Annotated in this window: 11 protein-coding genes; 7 read left to right on the forward strand and 4 right to left on the reverse strand. The window is 42.0% G+C overall.

Annotated features, from left to right (window positions below; all coding sequences use genetic code 11):
* A complete protein-coding gene (locus ACTHJT_RS00525; RefSeq protein WP_440235595.1) occupies positions 1 to 1,332 on the forward strand; it encodes an aspartate kinase in 1,332 nt (443 codons plus the stop codon).
* A gap of 155 nt (positions 1,333 to 1,487) precedes the next feature.
* On the opposite strand, the gene ACTHJT_RS00530 is transcribed toward ACTHJT_RS00525, so the two are convergent.
* Positions 1,488 to 1,976 carry a regulatory protein RecX gene (locus ACTHJT_RS00530; protein WP_440235596.1) on the reverse strand — a complete coding sequence of 163 codons (489 nt, stop codon included), beginning with the start codon at positions 1,974 to 1,976 and terminating at the stop codon, positions 1,488 to 1,490.
* Positions 1,977 to 2,006: 30 nt separating this feature from the next.
* On the opposite strand from ACTHJT_RS00530, the gene ACTHJT_RS00535 reads away from it, so the two are divergent.
* The 5 genes from ACTHJT_RS00535 to ACTHJT_RS00555 all read left to right on the forward strand — a co-directional run bounded on the left by ACTHJT_RS00535 (position 2,007) and on the right by ACTHJT_RS00555 (position 13,022).
* Positions 2,007 to 3,293, forward strand: coding sequence for an MFS transporter (locus tag ACTHJT_RS00535; RefSeq protein ID WP_440235597.1), 1,287 nt, complete (start codon positions 2,007 to 2,009; stop codon positions 3,291 to 3,293).
* Complete coding sequence (locus tag ACTHJT_RS00540; RefSeq protein ID WP_440235598.1) at positions 3,280 to 5,745, forward strand: bifunctional UDP-N-acetylmuramoyl-tripeptide:D-alanyl-D-alanine ligase/alanine racemase; 2,466 nt, start codon at positions 3,280 to 3,282, stop codon at positions 5,743 to 5,745. Before ACTHJT_RS00535 ends, ACTHJT_RS00540 begins: the two co-directional genes overlap by 14 nt.
* A 133-nt stretch (positions 5,746 to 5,878) precedes the next feature.
* The gene (locus tag ACTHJT_RS00545; protein ID WP_440235600.1) at positions 5,879 to 6,115 is read left to right on the forward strand and encodes a FeoA family protein; all 237 of its coding nucleotides are present in this window, start codon (positions 5,879 to 5,881) and stop codon (positions 6,113 to 6,115) included.
* Positions 6,116 to 6,146: 31 nt separating this feature from the next.
* On the forward strand, positions 6,147 to 8,240 hold the full coding sequence (gene feoB / locus ACTHJT_RS00550) for a ferrous iron transport protein B (RefSeq protein ID WP_440235602.1): 2,094 nt from the start codon (positions 6,147 to 6,149) through the stop codon (positions 8,238 to 8,240).
* 282 nt (positions 8,241 to 8,522) lie between these two features.
* Entirely contained in the window at positions 8,523 to 13,022 is a 4,500-nt protein-coding gene (locus tag ACTHJT_RS00555) for a glycosyl hydrolase family 8 (protein WP_440235603.1), read from the forward strand.
* Between the two features lie 104 nt (positions 13,023 to 13,126).
* Here the strand turns inward: ACTHJT_RS00555 and ACTHJT_RS00560 are convergent, their stop codons facing one another.
* From ACTHJT_RS00560 to ACTHJT_RS00570, 3 genes are all read right to left on the reverse strand, one after another.
* Positions 13,127 to 13,606 carry a YcxB family protein gene (locus tag ACTHJT_RS00560; protein WP_440235605.1) on the reverse strand — a complete coding sequence of 160 codons (480 nt, stop codon included), beginning with the start codon at positions 13,604 to 13,606 and terminating at the stop codon, positions 13,127 to 13,129.
* A gap of 100 nt (positions 13,607 to 13,706) precedes the next feature.
* Complete coding sequence (nadC, locus tag ACTHJT_RS00565; protein WP_440235606.1) at positions 13,707 to 14,564, reverse strand: carboxylating nicotinate-nucleotide diphosphorylase; 858 nt, start codon at positions 14,562 to 14,564, stop codon at positions 13,707 to 13,709.
* 173 nt (positions 14,565 to 14,737) lie between these two features.
* Positions 14,738 to 15,166, reverse strand: a complete 429-nt coding sequence (locus ACTHJT_RS00570; protein ID WP_440235607.1) for a DUF4783 domain-containing protein — start codon at positions 15,164 to 15,166, stop codon at positions 14,738 to 14,740.
* Positions 15,167 to 15,507: 341 nt separating this feature from the next.
* Here ACTHJT_RS00570 and gpmI point away from each other — a divergent pair, with 341 nt between their 5' ends.
* Complete coding sequence (gene gpmI, locus ACTHJT_RS00575; protein WP_440235608.1) at positions 15,508 to 17,028, forward strand: 2,3-bisphosphoglycerate-independent phosphoglycerate mutase; 1,521 nt, start codon at positions 15,508 to 15,510, stop codon at positions 17,026 to 17,028.
* Positions 17,029 to 17,052: the final 24 nt, after the last annotated feature.

A 17,052-nucleotide genomic window follows, 5' to 3' on the forward strand; every position in this document is an offset into this window, starting at 1 on the left:
ATGAAAGTTCTAAAATTTGGAGGTACTTCAGTAGGCAAGCCTGAGCGCATGCATTCAGTCGCAAAATTGATCTCTAGCCCTGACCCGAAGATCGTAGTATTATCTGCTGTTTCCGGCACAACCAATGCGCTTGTTGATATATCAAATAAATTATCAAATAAAGATTCCAAAGGAGCTGAAGAAGCTATTGCAAACCTGTTTGGTCCGTACAAATCATTTGTTGATGAACTGTATTCAACAGAAGCGGGCAAAGCAAAAGGCCATGCAATTGTAAAGACCTATCACGACCTGATCAGGAGTTATGTAGGCAAAGCTGATTTCGGTGACAAAGAAACAAGATTGTTTTTGGCGCAAGGCGAAATCATTTCAACGAATTTATTTCAGGAGTACCTGGTTGAACAAGGCTATTCATCAGCATTGTTGCCGGCATTGGATTTCATGAAAACAGATGCCGACAGTGAGCCGATGCTTGATTACATCGAAACAAAACTGAATGAGCAATTAGCAAAGTTTCCGAATAAACATTTATATATCACACAAGGGTATGTATGTCTGAATTCAGATGGTGAAGTTGACAATTTAAAACGTGGTGGCTCTGATTACACAGCAACCTTGATTGGCGCGGCTTTACGCATGGAAGAAATCCAGATCTGGACAGATATTGATGGTATGCACAACAATGATCCGAGAATTGTTAAACGTACATTCCCGATTCCGGAAATCTCTTTTGATGAAGCTGCCGAGCTTGCATATTTCGGTGCTAAAATTTTACACCCGACTTGTATCCGTCCGGCACAGGTACGTAAGGTGCCTGTACGTTTGCTGAATACAATGCAGCCTGAACAAAAAGGAACTGTAATCAACAACACACCGTCTGACCGCGATATTACTGCTATTGCAGCGAAGGATGGCATTACGGCAATCAAGATCAAATCAAGCAGAATGCTTTTGGCGCACGGCTTCCTGCGCAAAGTATTTGAAATATTTGAGAACTATAAAACATCCGTAGATATGATCACAACTTCAGAGGTTGCTGTATCATTGACGATTGATGACGCTAAAAATCTGGATCAGATTGTTAAAGAATTAAAAGAATTTTCAATTGTTGAAGTAGATATGGACCAGACAATCATCTGTGTGGTTGGTAATTTTGGCAAAGAGAAAACAGGAATCGGCAAACGTTTGTTTGATGCAATGGAAACAATTCCTGTGCGTATGATTTCTTACGGCGGAAGTTCTTCAAACATTTCTATTCTGATCAATGGCGGAAATAAAAATGAAGCCTTGAATGCATTGAATGAGAAATTGTTTTTTCATGCAGAGAAAGTATAGAGTATGAAGTACGGAGTACAGAGTATTAAGTACTAAGTCGACGATATAATTACATGCACTCATTGTTAATCGTTGAATAAATAAAAAAAGCGGAAGATCCCCGAAACTATCAGGCTCTTCCGCTTTTTTTATTCTTTGTACTCCATACTCTATACTTAATACTCCGTACTCTGTACTTTCAGAATCTCCCACACCAGCTCTGATTCAAAGCCACGTGAAATTAAATACTGCGCAATTTTGTAGTTCTTCTGGTATAAGTTTTTTGAAAGAATTTCAGTGGATTTCTTGTTGATAATTTGGTGGATAGTTTCTATATAATCACCCTCTGGAATTTCTTTTAAGGCAGATTTAATGCAATACGGACTCAAGTCTCTCATTTCCAGCTCTCTTATAATTCTGTTTCGTCCCCATTTTTTTACTCTGAATTTACCGCCAGCAAAAGCCTTTGCAAACCGCTCTTCATTCAAAAAGTTCTCCTGAATTAATTTTGAAATAATTACTTCAACTTCATCTGTTTTTATCCCATATTCGTATAACTTTGAGCGAACTTCCTGTTGGGTGCGTTCCTGGTAAGCGCAAAAAGATGCAATTTTTACAAATGCTTGAGCTGAAGTGTAAACTTTTCTAGTCTTTCTGTCTTCCATGGGATGGTTATAATTTAGATTACAAGATAATTGACAAATAAAAAAACATTAGCAATTCTATTAACGGCAAATGGTGTTTCAAGCTTTGCCCAAGGCTTTACTATGATGTCGATACCTTATTATTTTAATAAGATAGATGATTATTCTTTTTTCAGCTTAAGCTTAACAATCATTACCCTTGCTTCATTATTCTGGGCGCTTTATGCAGGCTCCATCATTGATGGTTTCAACCGTAAAGATGTATTCCTGGGTACAAACTTTGTCGGCGGTATCGTCATTCTTTCAATTGCTTCACTTGGCTTTAAAGAAGGTTCATTAACCAATATATTGATTATAATGGTATATGCATTAACCATGTTTGGTTATGTAATCCATTACCCCAATTTATATGCTTTCTCCCAGGAATTATCAAAGCCCAAAGATTACACGAAAATAACATCTTTAATTGAAATTGTTGGTCAGTCTACCGTAATGGGTTCTGCTATTATGGGTACCATGCTGTTGAAAGGCGTTGAAAATGCTCAGGTCCCATTTACAGATATTTATGTTACACTGGAAAGATGGGAGATTCATGAAATTTTTCTTTTTGATGCCATTGCTTATTTTGTTTCATTCCTGATCATTCTTCTGATCAAGTATTCGCCAAACATGAAGCTTGTCATATCCGATGAAGGCTCTCTGTATGAGCGTTTGAAAACCGGTTACATGTATCTTAAAAACAATCAGCTGGTAGCTTTATTCGGAATCTGTTCATTTGTAATCTTTATCGTGGTTTATATTGAGCAGTTTGCCTTAATGACTCCATACGTGTTGAATCACCTGAAAGAAGATGCTCCGGTATTAGGTCTTACAGAACTAATGTACGGTTTAGGAGCTTTGTTCTCCGGTGTAATTATCCAGACTTTGTTCAGTAAAATGCCGGTATTAAAAGCGGTTGTTTTATTAACCTTTGCAACGGGTGCAATATTCCTTTTGAGCTCTGTAACCTGTGCCGTTATTATTTTCATCAACGTGGCATTTCTGAAAGGATTTACCAACGCAGGTTCCAGAATTTTCCGCGTTACATATTTATTTTCATTGATTCCAAATGAATTGGCCGGCCGCGTAAACAGTTTCTTCAATGTGATGAACACGGTTTTCCGCTTGATCTTTCTTTCGATCTTTACACTGCCGTTTTTTATGGACGGCTCAAACATTGTATATGCATATGCAATACTTGCCTGCTTCTGCTTTATTGCCGGTATTGTATTGTTATTGAACTATAAGCAATTCTCTAAGCTAACGGAAAATATTTCGTCTCACGATGAAGAGCATTGACATATCAGTTGAACAGCTATCAACGATTGTTGGCGGAGAGGTTTTACAATCCGCGGATTCCGGTACCGTAATAAAACAATTAATACTCGACAGCAGAAAGTTGATGGCTCCGGCAGGAGCTGTTTTTTTTGCTATTGACGGTAAGCATCACGACGGCCACGCCCATATTGAAGAGTTATTCAATAAAGGTGTTCGTGTTTTTATTATTGAAAAAAATATTCCGCTTGAAAAAATTCCCGGCTCTACAGTAATACGGGTTAGCTCATCAGTCGCAGCCCTGCAGGCATGTGCTGCATATAGAAGAGCACAGGTTAGCATTCCGGTTATTGCGATCACGGGCAGCAATGCCAAGACCATTGTAAAAGAATGGTTGAGCCAGGTGTTGAACACAGAATATTCCATCGTTAAAAGTCCTCGGAGCTATAACTCACAAATCGGTGTTCCCTTGTCTGTGTGGGCAATCAATGAACGGCATACTATTGGAATTTTTGAAGCTGGTATTTCAACGGTTAATGAAATGCAGGCCCTGCAAAAAATCATTCGTCCCAACATTGGTATTTTTACCAATATAGGCTCAGCGCATGATGAAGGTTTTCATAACCGTCAGGAAAAAATCTATGAAAAGCTTAAGCTCTTTCTTGCATGTGATGCACTGATCTATTGTAAAGATCAGGAAGAAGTTGATGCGGAAATACATGCTGCCGGCATTCCTTCATTTAACTGGTCGCTGAAAGGCAAGGCTGCTGTTGAATACAGAATCATCGAAAAAGATTCTATACAAACAAAGGTCAGAGTATTGTTTAAAGATACCGAAGGAGTCCTCGATCTGCCTTTTGTTGATGAAGCGTCTGTTGAAAATGCATTGCACGTTACGACAACTCTTTTTTATCTGGGTTACTCTATACAGGAGGCTGCGCGAAAGGTACAGCTGCTGCTGCCATTGGAAATGCGGCTGGCATTAAAAGAAGCGAACGACGGTTGTTATGTCATTGATGATTCATACAATAATGACCTGGCAGGCTTATCCATTGCACTGGATTTTTTAGAGCACGTGAAGCAAAGCGAAACTAAAACAGTTATTCTTTCTGATGTGCTGGAATCGGGTCTTGATTCTACTGTGTTATATAAAGAAGTTGCAGCGAACTTAACGGCAGCCCATGTGCAGCGGGTGATTGCCATCGGAACAGAAATTCAGGAACTGAAGAAATCGTATACCGGAAAAGTGGATTATTATAATTCGACAGAAGATTTTTTTAAAGACCTCGCAAAATTCAGATTTCAAAGAGAAGTTATTCTTGTAAAAGGTGCGCGTATTTTTCAATTCGAAAAAATTGTAGCGCAACTGCAGCATAAAGTACACGAAACGGTTTTAGAGATTAATCTTGACGCGCTTATACATAATCTGAATGTCTATAGAAGCCGTCTGAAGTCAGGCACAAAGATCATGTGTATGGTAAAAGCCTTTTCCTATGGCAGCGGAGGTTTTGAGATTGCACAGCTGTTGCAGTATCATGGTGTAGATTACCTGGCGGTTGCTTATGCCGATGAAGGTGCACACTTGCGTGAAAACGGAATCACATTGCCAATTATGGTAATGAACCCGACGCTTTCAAGCTTTGATACCATTTTACGTTATGAACTGGAACCGGAGATCTATGAACCGGTGCTGTTGCAACAGATCATAGAATACGCAGCAGCAAAAAACAAGCACATAGACATACATATCAAGATTGATACGGGTATGAAGCGCCTTGGCTTTGAAAAAAAGGATATTAATGGGGTAGCAATGCTTTTGTCTTCCAATTCCAACATAAAAGTAGTGTCGGCCTTTACTCACCTGGCAGCTTCAGATAGTGCGGAGCACGACGGTTTCACCCAAAAGCAGCTTTCAGATTTTGATGAAATAACCGCAACACTGAAAAACACGTTACAATATTCTTTTTTAAAACATGCTGCTAATTCATCCGGCATCATGCGGTTTCCGCAGGCGCATTACGACATGGTGCGCCTGGGCATTGGTTTATATGGTGTAGAAAGCGCTGGTATGTATCAGAACGAACTGCAGGCAATCAGCGTATTTAAAACACATATTTCCCAAATCAAGGAAATCTCTGCGGAAGAATCTGTCGGCTATAGCCGTAAAGGCAGAGTGGCGAAAACATCGAGAATCGCGACAATTGCTGTAGGTTACGCCGATGGCTATAACCGCAGATTCAGCAATGGCGTAGGAGAGGTGCTTGTGAACGGCGTGCGCTGTCCCATCATTGGCAACGTATGCATGGATATGAGCATGGTGGATGTTACCGAAGCTAACGCCAGACAAGGTGATGAGGTGATTCTTTTCGGAGAAAACCCTACGGTGACGGAACTTGCCCAAAAGACGGGTACAATCGCGTATGAAATCCTGACGAGCGTGGGCGCACGGGTAAAGCGTATTTTTTATTCTGCCTGATTTATTTTTTATTCATTTAAAAGCTTACAATCTGATAAATATGATGTTAAGCACCCTTTAAGAAATTATAGCTATTTCTGTTGCAGAGCTAGCGCCTGCATTGTACCTTTGTTTACAATCAGTCTAAATAAAAATGCCTGTCTCTATCCCTGTTAAAACCGTTGCAGATCTACATATTGGCGAAAAAGGAGTCATTTGTGGTTTTACAGATGAAGAAACATCTTTAAAATTACTTGAAATGGGTTGTCTGCCGGGTTGTGAAATTGAACTGGATCGCAAAGCGCCTTTGGGCGATCCTATTTGTATTAAAGTGTGTGGTTATAACCTGTCCATGCGTCTGGAAGAAGCTTCAACCATTTTGCTTTCTTAATCCCGGCCATAAACATTATCTATAATACCCGATGAAAAGAGTAAAAGTAGCATTAATTGGAAATCCCAATGCCGGTAAATCTTCTCTTTTCAATTATTTAACGGGTTTAAATCAAAAAATAGGAAACTTCCCCGGTGTAACGGTAGATAAAAAAACCGGTGTTGCAAACCTGAGTCCTTCCATACAGGCCGATATCATTGACCTTCCAGGCACCTACAGCATATATCCGAGGTCTCTGGATGAGCAGGTAGTATTTGATTACCTTACAGAAACACTGCGCCAGCAGAACCCCGACATATTGGTGGTTGTGATTGATGCTTCCAACTTAAAAAGAAACTTACTGCTTTTTACGCAGGTAAAAGATCTGGGCTTTCCGGTTATCCTTGCCCTGAATATGCTTGACCTGGCAGAGAAAGGTGGCATCACGTTTGACCTGCCTGCCTTGCAGAAAGAATTAAATGTACCGGTTGTTGAGATTAACGCTCGCACCGGAAAAGGAATTGATTCGCTGAAAGCAGCCCTGGTATGTCCCGTGCATGTAGTGCCGGATAGTTTTTATAAATCGGCTGAAGTGGCTGGTCCGGTGGTTGACTATATCCGCAAGCGGTTTAAAATTACCAGCGATTACATGGCTCTGCTGCTTGCCCATCTGCACAAACGTACATCGATCTTATCCGACGAAGAAAAATCAGATATTTCTGAGCTGGTTGAAAAACACCACCTGCAGAGCAATTCCCTGCAGTATAGAGAAACATTGGCCCGCTACGAAACCATCCACGACATTATACATAAAGTCATGCGCGAAGATGCGCGCCAGGGGAAAATACGCTGGACCAAAAACATCGATCGGTTCGTAACACACCGGATCTGGGGTTATATGATTTTCTTCGTTGTACTGTTCCTGATTTTTCAATCCATATTTGCCTGGTCTGAATTACCGATGGTCTGGATTGAAGATAGTTTCGGTTGGCTGAAAGGCCTTATAGCGGGGGCTATGCCGGATGGTATTTTAAAAGACTTCATCAACGAAGGAATTATATCAGGTTTGCAGGGCGTGTTGATTTTCATACCGCAGATTACGTTCCTGTTCGCGTTTATAGCCATACTGGAAGAAAGCGGTTATATGTCGCGCGTGATGTTCATGATGGATAAGATCATGCGCCAGTTCGGACTTAGTGGCCGCAGCGTAGTACCATTAATCTCAGGGGTTGCCTGTGCGGTGCCTGCAATCATGGCAACACGCAGCATTGAAACCTGGAAAGAGCGTCTGATTACAATCATCGTTACGCCATTGATGAGTTGCTCCGCGCGTATCCCGGTATTTACCGTATTGATTGGTCTGATGATTCCTGAAACAACCGTATTAGGCATTTTTAACCTGCAGGGAATTGCACTGATGGGTTTTTACCTGCTGGGTTTCCTGATGGCAATAATCAGTGCATGGTTTTTAAAGATTATTCTGAAAGGAAAAGGGAAGAGCTATTTTATCATGGAGTTTCCTACCTATAAATGGCCGCGCCTCAAAAATGTTGTTACTTCCATTGTCGAAAAAGTGAAGACCTTCACCTTCGAAGCCGGAAAGATTATCCTTGTAATTTCCATTCTTTTATGGGTGCTTGCTACGTATGGTCCGGGTGATGCGATGAAACAGGCAGAAGAGCGTGTTGCTGCAGATTCTGCTGTTACGGTTCAACCATATGAGGCCCGGTTAGCTTCGGCAAAATTGGAAACATCTTATGCCGGACACTTCGGGAAGTTCATAGAGCCGGTGATCAGGCCGATCGGTTTTGACTGGAAGATAGGGATTGCCCTCATTACCTCATTTGCAGCAAGGGAAGTATTTGTGGGTACCATGGCCACCATTTATAGTGTAGGAAATGCTGAAGATGAATTATCGGTGCGTGATTCCATGAAAAATCAAACAGATGCCGAAGGAAATCCATATTACACCGTTGCCCGTGCCGGTTCATTACTCTTATTTTACCTGTTTGCCATGCAATGTATGAGTACTCTGGCAGTTGTATACAGAGAAACCAAAGGCTGGAAATGGCCGCTTATACAGTTTTCATATATGACTTTGCTTGCTTATGGCAGCAGCTTTATCTTTTTTCAACTGTTTCAATAGCCAGAAATTCTAATATTGTTTGTTCAAACAACAAATCTTACACTGCCTGATTATTAATATCCTAATACCACCTATTTATTAAAAAAAAACCCTTTTTGAATAAATAGCCCCAAAAAATCCCACATCAATACCCCTTTTCTCCGGATTACCATTTAAGCACAAGCCGAATAGGAGAGTATAGATTTGATTATTGTACTATTATATTAAAAAATTAAACTAATCTTACCTGAAAACCATTATAAGTAAATTAAATATTAAATTAGTCATATTATTGAGGTAAATATGATAAACATTGTTAATAAATTCAGTTTTGCTGTTTTAGTTGTTCTGAGTTTGTTCAGTATGCAGGTAAATGCTCAGATCAATACGCCTGCCGGAGCAACTGTCCCTTTCGGTTCAAATAAGTCGTATCCATATGGTATCATGCCAACCACTTTACCAACGAGTGGATCATATGGCAGCGCTTCTGAGATTGCGGATAAGTACAATTCCTGGAAGACGAATTACATAGAAAACTGTGGCACTGATAAAGCGAGGGTAAAATTTGACAATACTTCTGAAACAGTTTCTGAAGGAATTGGATATGGTATGTTATTGGCCGCTTATGCAGCGGATAAGGATTTATTTAACAGGCTTTGGGCTTATTACAAGCAATATAGAAATGGTAATGGTGTAATGCATTGGAAAATCAGCGGATGCAACTCTGTTATTGGCCAGAACGGTGCCACAGATGCTGAACTGGATGCTGCCATGGCATTGGTTGTTGCCAACTATCAATGGCCAAACACTACGTCTCCGCACAACTATAAGACAGATGCAGTTGCGCTGATCAATGCAATAAAATCGCATGAGATCAATGCTTCAGATTATACATTTGAAAATGGTGATACCTGGAAGCCGGCATGCAGAAACCCTTCTTACCAGGCCCCTGGCTATGCACGTGTTTTCAAGGTGTTCATGGCGGAAAACGGACAGGCAGCGAATGCATTCTGGGATAATGTCATTCAAAAGACAGAAAGTTTATTGATCAGCAATGCACACGCAACTTCAGGCTTAGCTACCAACTGGTGTACACCTGCTGGTCCGCCGAGTTCATCCTGCAGCGGCTCCGGAACAGCTCCGGATAAATTTGGTTATGATGCCTGTCGTGCTCCATGGAGGGAAGGGGTTGATTATATCTGGTATGGCCCTTCTGCCATGCAGACAATTACGAACAAACAAACAGCCCTCTGGATCAGTAAAGGTGGCGCAGGTTCTGTAAGAGGCGGTGATGGTATCAATCAGGATGGTTCCGGCAGCGGAGATCATAATGCAGCATTTGTTGGTCCGATAGGAGCCATGTCACTTTCTGCTTCCAATACAACGGCAAACCAGCAGTTTTGTAATGCCATGTATGCAGAGAATAAAAACGATGCTTTAACAAGCGGATATTTTACAAAAATTCTGCAGATGATCGGACTGTTTGTGCAGACAGGTAATTTCTGGAACCCATATACAATGTCTGTATCTACAACAACATCTGTATCACTTACTGCGCCTACTGTAACAACAGCCAGTGAAGGTGATGCCATTACGATCAGTGCATCAACAACTGTAACATCCGGTTCAATTTCAAAAGTAGAATTTTATGCCGGTACGGTTTTGATCGGTACAGATAACAACGCACCTTATTCCATCAACTGGACAGCAAATGCAACAGGCAGTGTGAGTATTACTGCCGTGGCAACAAATACCAACGGTGATGTGGCAACAAGCGCTGCTACAACAGTTTCCATTTATAAAGCTGTAAACCAGACAGGCACAGCGCCGGCAATAGACGGAACGGAAGGCACGATATGGAGTTCTGCCAGCACAGCAGCACTCAACAATGTTATTGACGGAACAATTTCAAACAGCGCAGATCTTTCTGCTTATTACAAAGCCATGTGGGATGCGAGTTATTTTTATCTGTTGGTCAATGTAACAGATAATACAAAAACCAATAATGCCGGCACCGATATTTACAATGATGATGCCGTGGAAGTTTTCTTCGACATTGGCAACAACAAAGCAACCACATACGGCGCGAACGATTTTCAATATACATTCAGGTGGAATGACAATACCATTTACGAAAAGAACAGCAAGATCACAGGTGTAACATTTGCCAAAACAGACAACGGAACAGGTTACATCATGACTATGCGTTTTCCATGGTCAACATTAACAGGTACACCATCGGTCAATCAATTAGTAGGTTTTGATGTAGCGGTTAACGACGATGATGACGGCGGTGCACGTGATGGTAAAATGGCGTGGTCGGCAACGCAGGATCAGGCTTGGACAAACCCTTCTTACATGGGAACAGTTGTGCTTAAAGGCAGCTCCTGTACAAACCCGTCAGCGGCAGGAGCAATAACAGGGATAGCAAGCACCTGTGCAAATTCAACCGGCATAACCTATTCAATTGCGAGCGTAACGGGAGCAACCGGCTATACCTGGACAGTTCCGACGGGAGCAACCATTACCGCAGGAGCAGGAACGAATTCCATAACGATTAGCTTTGGCACTACCGGCGGTACGGTAAGTGTGGTGCCTACCAATACCTGCGGCAGCGGGGCTGCTTCAAACACAACGGTTACGGTATCAGCAAGCGTAACACCTGCCGTAAGCGTTACTGCATCTGCAACAACGATCTGTGCCGGCACAAGCGTTACTTTCACAGCTACACCAACCAACGGCGGTACACCAACCTACCAGTGGAGAAAGAACGGCACAGACATTTCGGGAGCAACAGCCGCAACCTACACAGCAAGCACTCTGGCAAACAATGATAAAATCGATGCAGTAATGACCTCTACTGCAAACTGTCGTTCGGCAAATACAGCAACATCGGCGCAAACAACCATAACTGTGACTTCCAGTGTAACACCTGCCGTAAGCGTTACTGCATCTGCAACAACGATCTGCGCCGGCACAAGTGTTACCTTCACGGCTACGCCAACCAACGGCGGTACACCAACCTATCAGTGGAGAAAGAATAGTACAAATATTTCAGGCGCAACAGCGGCTACGTATACGGTAAGCACTCTGGCAAACAATGATAAAATCGATGTAGTAATGACCTCTACTGCAAACTGTCGTTCGGCAAATACAGCAACATCGGCGCAAACAACCATAACTGTGACTTCCAGTGTAACACCTGCTGTAAGCATTGCTTCATCTGCAACAACGATCTGCGCCGGCACAAGTGTTACCTTCACGGCTACGCCAACCAACGGCGGCACACCAACCTATCAGTGGAGAAAGAATGGTACAAATATTTCAGGTGCAACAGCGGCTACTTATACGGTGAGTACATTGGCAAACAACGACCAGATTGACGTGGTGATGACTTCAACAGCAAGCTGCCGTTCGGCAAATACAGCAACATCGGCACAGACAGTTATGACCGTTAATGCAAGTATAACGCCTTCCGTAGCTATTTCAGCTTCGGCAACTACAATCTGCGCCGGCACGAGTGTCAGCTTCACCGCTGTTCCGACCAACGGCGGTACGCCAACCTATCAGTGGAGAAAGAACGGCACGGCGATCTCAGGTGCAACCGGTGCTACATATGCTGCAAGTACATTAGTAAACAACGATAAGATTGATGTGGTAATGACCTCGACTGTAAATTGCAGAACGGCAAATACAGCAGCATCGGCACAAGCCACAATAACAGTCAATGCGAACGTTACGCCTGCAGTAACGGCCAGTGCCTCCCAAACAACGATTTGTACAGGCACAACGGTTAATTTCACTGCATCTCCGGTAAACGGCGGTACACCAACCTATCAGTGGAGAAAGAACGGAGCGAATATTTCGGGTGCTACTGCTGCCACGTATTCAACATCAAACCTGGCAAATAATAATACAATTGATGTAGTAATGACTTCCAATGCGAACTGCAGAACGGCCAATACCGCTACATCAGGTCCGGTTGTTATTACAGTCGCAACTGCAGTTACTGCAGCAGTTACCATTGAAGTGAATCCCGGCAGTACGGCATATGCCGGTCAGGCTGTAACATTCACTGCATATGCAACCAATGGTGGAAGCAACCCTGCATACCAATGGAAAATAAACGGCGCTCCTGTTGAAGGCGCAACGGCTGCAACATATACAACAACTGCCTTAACAAATGGGAATGCGGTAAGTGTTACCATGACCTCAAATGCAAGCTGCGTGTCCGTTCAGTCTGTGAATTCAAATTCAATCACGATGACTATCAAAGCAAATCCTGCCTTTGATTCGTCCGTAACAGGCCCAGGCTCCGTAAATGCAAACCAGACAACCGTTATTTATTCCGTTTCTTCCCAGGATGGCATGACGTATAATTGGACAGTACCTGCAGGCGCAACGATCGTAAGCGGACAAGGCACGAATGCCATTGTTGTGAATTTCGGATCAACAGGAGGAACGGTTTCTGTGCTTGAAACAAATCCATTGGGTCAGACAGTCTCTGTTTCCAAAACAGTAACGATTAGTACTGCTACACCGGTACTGGTGGGCTCCGGCGAAGTACAGATCTCTGTGTTCCCGATTCCTTGTAATGATGTATTGAATGTAAACATGCAAATAGCTACAGGAACAGTTGTAAGCTATACATTCATTGATATGGCCGGCAATACGATCCAGGGCGGTACATTTGAAAGCAGCGGTGATGCGGGTCAGCTTGCCTTGCATATGGCTGCAGGCATGTACCAGCTGGTACTGCATTGGGATGGGAAAACACAGATCAAAAAGATTATTAAGTATTAATGATTACAAAACTCTCCAAGGGTTTAAAACCCTTGGAGAGTTGGAGCAACAAAAAGGCGAACCGTTTAGGTTCGCCTTTTTGTTGCTGATTTCCGAAGGAATTTTTATTTCGCAATCAATTCTTTTCTATTCAAAATAGACTCTACAAAACGCAGGTCATTTTCAGTAAAGATCTTATAAGGCAACAATAAAAACTGTCCTCTGCCCATCATGAATAAGAAATCTTCTTTACGCTTATAAACTTTCTTAAACATTTCCCATTTAACCGGGCTACCTTGTCTTTCGTTCAGTTTAATTAAGATCTGACGGCTGTCTATTTCATAGCTCATACGCTCAAACATCATCTTGCTTTGTTCCATTTGGGAAGCACCTAAAAACTGGATGTACCAGAAGAGCGTATATAAAGCTGGAACCAATATTGCAGGGATAATGAACCACCATTTTTCATCCGGTAATACAAATGCTACGCATCCCAATAGAAAAGGAAATACAATGTACCACCACTGTTCTTTTGCAATGGACCATAAACCTGCTTTGATAAATTCTTTCGGGGTTAACTGGTATTTTTTTGTTTTAACAATCATGTATAATTTTAATTTATTGTTCTATTCAGTCAATTTTCCTGCAAGGTAAGCAAAAATCTTTTTTCTGGCCTGTCAAATTCCGGTGTGTACAGGTAAAAGATTAAAAGGCCTTCAGGCTCATATCTTTACTTTTATAACTGTGGCTGAGGGAACCGATGGAAATATAATCAACGCCGGATTCGGCAACGGCTACAATAGTGTTTTCATTGATCCCGCCGGAAGCCTCCGTTTCAGCTTTATGGTTGATCAGTAACACGGCTTCCTTCATCTGTGCCGGCGACATATTATCAAGCATGATCCTGAAAGCGCCGCCTTCTTCCAGGGCTTCCTGCACTTCTTTCAGGTTGCGCGTTTCGATTTCTATCCTTAGGTCTTTTCCGGTTTCCTGTATATACTTTTTACTATGCTGCAATGCCTGTTTGATTCCGCCTGCAAAATCAACATGATTATCTTTCAGCAGGATCATATCAAAAAGACCGTAACGATGGTTTACACCGCCGCCGATTTTAACCGCCCATTTCTCCAGCATGCGGAAGTTAGGAGTGGTTTTACGGGTATCAAGCACTTTGGCTTTGGTATGTGCGATCAGTGACTGCAGCTGGTTGGTATAACTGGCAATGCCGCTCATACGCTGCATGGTGTTCAGTACAAGACGTTCCGCCGTTAAGATGGAATGTACTGAACCCGAAACCGTCAATGCGATCTGACCCGGTTCGAAGCGGTCACCATCTTTCATGTTTATGGTTAGCTGCAGCGCAGGATCCACACATTCAAAGATACGCTTGGCCACGTCCATGCCGGCCAGTATGCCTGAATCTTTCAGGATCAGTTGTGCCCTACCCTGAACGCCTTTGGGAATGGAGGCTAAAGAAGTATGGTCACCATCGCCTACATCTTCTTGCAATGCCTGGTGAATGAAGGTATCTATAGCTTCCGGTGTAATGTATGAATACTGCATAAAGGCAAAATTAACTTTTATCCGTTAAAAATTCAGGATTCATATAGAGATAAATATCATTGGAGTGTATAGCTGCTGATGGAATGTATAGAAACAGAAAGTCCTCCGTCCCGATAGCTATCGGGACGGAGGACTCCTGTGAAAATATACTATATAAAACGAACCATTTGAAATTACTTACGCTCAATTACGATCGAGTCGATCAAATACTTACCGCTTACCGGCTTGATCACCATTGTTACCCGCATGGTTCCGCCCGCATAGGCATATTCGCCGATCGTAAATTTAAAATCCTCTTTATCAAGAACCTTATGTATATAAGTGAAATTGACAGGAGGAAACTTCTTCATGAAATCACGCATCACAAATTCGGCCTGGGTACGACTGTAATTGTTACGGTCCTGATCCGGAAGCTGAATTTCGACCATATCGCCCATATACGTAGTCAGCTCTTTTGAATTCGCTGCCTTTACGGAAAGGCGGATCTGTTCAATGATGTCACCAATTGGTTTTGCTGTTTGTGCTTGAGTATCATTTATTTGAAACAATGCGCAGAACAGAGCAGAAAATAAAACAAAATGTGAACGTGAAATCCTTTTCATATACAGTTGTTTAGAGCCAAAATAGTGCCAATAAGTGTGATTCAGACAAATTAATTTACTTTCGTAGGGTTTATCCAACAATTCTTTACAGTAAAGAACTGAAAACCAGTAAATGAAATGGTTTAACAATTTTTATTGTTTCGTTGGTAGCGTAAACACCGGAAGTATTCATGCATGAGTTAAGTTAATACAGTCTAACTACGAAAAAAAAGTATTTAAGTAATCGCTATTGACAAATGCTTATGAATGAAATACTTCAAACTTTAAATACATAATTCAGATACTCACAAAATTTATTCATAATTTTATACCTCATTTACAAATATTAAACTCTATTAATAATGAATAAGAAAGTACTATTAATGATTCTTGATGGTTGGGGCTTGGGTACAAATCCGAAGGTTTCAGCGATCGCTGCAGCTAAAACACCGTTCATAGATTCACTATTTGTAAATTATCCGCACAGCAAACTGGAGGCTTCTGGCCTGGCAGTAGGTTTGCCTGCGGGCCAGATGGGCAATTCAGAAGTAGGACACATGAATATCGGAGCAGGAAGAATTGTATATCAGGATCTGGTAAAAATAAACCTTGCTGTTGAAAATAAAACCTTAGGCAATGAGCCGGCGCTAAAAGATGCATTTGACTATGCAAAAAAGAACAATAAGAAAGTTCACTTCATAGGTCTTGTGTCTGATGGCGGTGTGCACTCACACATCAACCACGTAAAAGGTTTGTGTGCGATTGCTAAGGACTATGGTTTGAAAGATGTTTTTGTACACGCCTTTACAGATGGCAGAGATTGTGACCCGAAAAGCGGTTACGGCTTTGTTAAAGAACTGCAGGAATCCATGGCCGGTACGGCAGGTAAAGTCGCTTCTATTATAGGAAGATATTATGCGATGGATCGTGATAACCGTTGGGAACGTGTGAAACTGGCATACGATGTAATGGTTCATGGTACCGGCACGCATTCAACAGACGCGTTAAAGTCTATCCAGGAATCATACGATGCAGGTGTAACGGATGAATTCATCAAGCCGGTGGTTATGGTAGATGCGAATGATAAACCGGTAGGCAACATTGAAGCAGGGGACGTGGTAATCTGTTTCAACTTCCGTACAGACAGAGGACGTGAAATCACGGTTGCATTAACACAGAAAGATTTCCATGAGCAGAACATGTATAAGCTGGACTTATATTATGTGACAATGACCAACTATGATGATACCTTTAATAATGTAAAGGTGATCTTCGATAAGGACAACCTTTCAAATACCTTGGGCGAAGTGATTGAAGGTGCCAACAAAAAGCAGATTCGTATTGCCGAAACTGAAAAGTATCCGCACGTTACCTTCTTCTTTTCCGGAGGCAGAGAGGAACCATTCAAAGGTGAAAAAAGACTCATGGCTGCTTCTCCGAAAGTGGCAACCTATGATCTTGCCCCTGAGATGAGCGCGAATGAAATTAAAGACAAGATTATCGTTGAGTTAAAGACCAAAGAACCGGATTTCATCTGCCTTAACTTTGCGAACCCGGATATGGTTGGCCACACAGGTGTATTTGAAGCTGCGGTGAAAGCGTGCGAAACCGTAAACGACTGTGCCGAAGCAGTAATCAATGTAGCATTGGAGAATGGCTATTCTGCGATCGTAATTGCTGACCATGGTAATGCTGATTACATGATCAACGAAGACGGCACGCCAAATACAGCACACACAACCAATCTGGTTCCATGCATTCTGGTAGACAAGACATATAAAGGAACATTAAAAGACGGTAAACTGGGTGATCTGGCACCAACAATCCTTGAATTAATGGGTATTGCCAAGCCGAAAGAAATGACTGGAGTTTCTTTGTTATAAGAATATATATTTAAAGAATAGGTT

The sequence above is a fragment of the Cytophaga sp. genome, assembly GCF_051961495.1.
In the GTDB taxonomy this organism is placed as follows: domain Bacteria; phylum Bacteroidota; class Bacteroidia; order Cytophagales; family Cytophagaceae; genus Cytophaga.

Bases quoted from the DNA above. Each gene is read 5' to 3' on its own strand.
- ACTHJT_RS00525 (WP_440235595.1), top strand. From the start codon at position 1: ATGAAAGTTCTAAAATTTGGAGGTACTTCAGTAGGCAAGCCTGAGCGC.
- ACTHJT_RS00530 (WP_440235596.1), bottom strand. From the start codon at position 1,976: ATGGAAGACAGAAAGACTAGAAAAGTTTACACTTCAGCTCAAGCATTT.
- ACTHJT_RS00540 (WP_440235598.1), top strand. From the start codon at position 3,280: ATGAAGAGCATTGACATATCAGTTGAACAGCTATCAACGATTGTTGGC.
- ACTHJT_RS00545 (WP_440235600.1), top strand. From the start codon at position 5,879: ATGCCTGTCTCTATCCCTGTTAAAACCGTTGCAGATCTACATATTGGC.
- feoB (WP_440235602.1), top strand. From the start codon at position 6,147: ATGAAAAGAGTAAAAGTAGCATTAATTGGAAATCCCAATGCCGGTAAA.
- ACTHJT_RS00555 (WP_440235603.1), top strand. From the start codon at position 8,523: ATGATAAACATTGTTAATAAATTCAGTTTTGCTGTTTTAGTTGTTCTG.
- ACTHJT_RS00560 (WP_440235605.1), bottom strand. From the start codon at position 13,606: ATGATTGTTAAAACAAAAAAATACCAGTTAACCCCGAAAGAATTTATC.
- nadC (WP_440235606.1), bottom strand. From the start codon at position 14,564: ATGCAGTATTCATACATTACACCGGAAGCTATAGATACCTTCATTCAC.
- ACTHJT_RS00570 (WP_440235607.1), bottom strand. From the start codon at position 15,166: ATGAAAAGGATTTCACGTTCACATTTTGTTTTATTTTCTGCTCTGTTC.
- gpmI (WP_440235608.1), top strand. From the start codon at position 15,508: ATGAATAAGAAAGTACTATTAATGATTCTTGATGGTTGGGGCTTGGGT.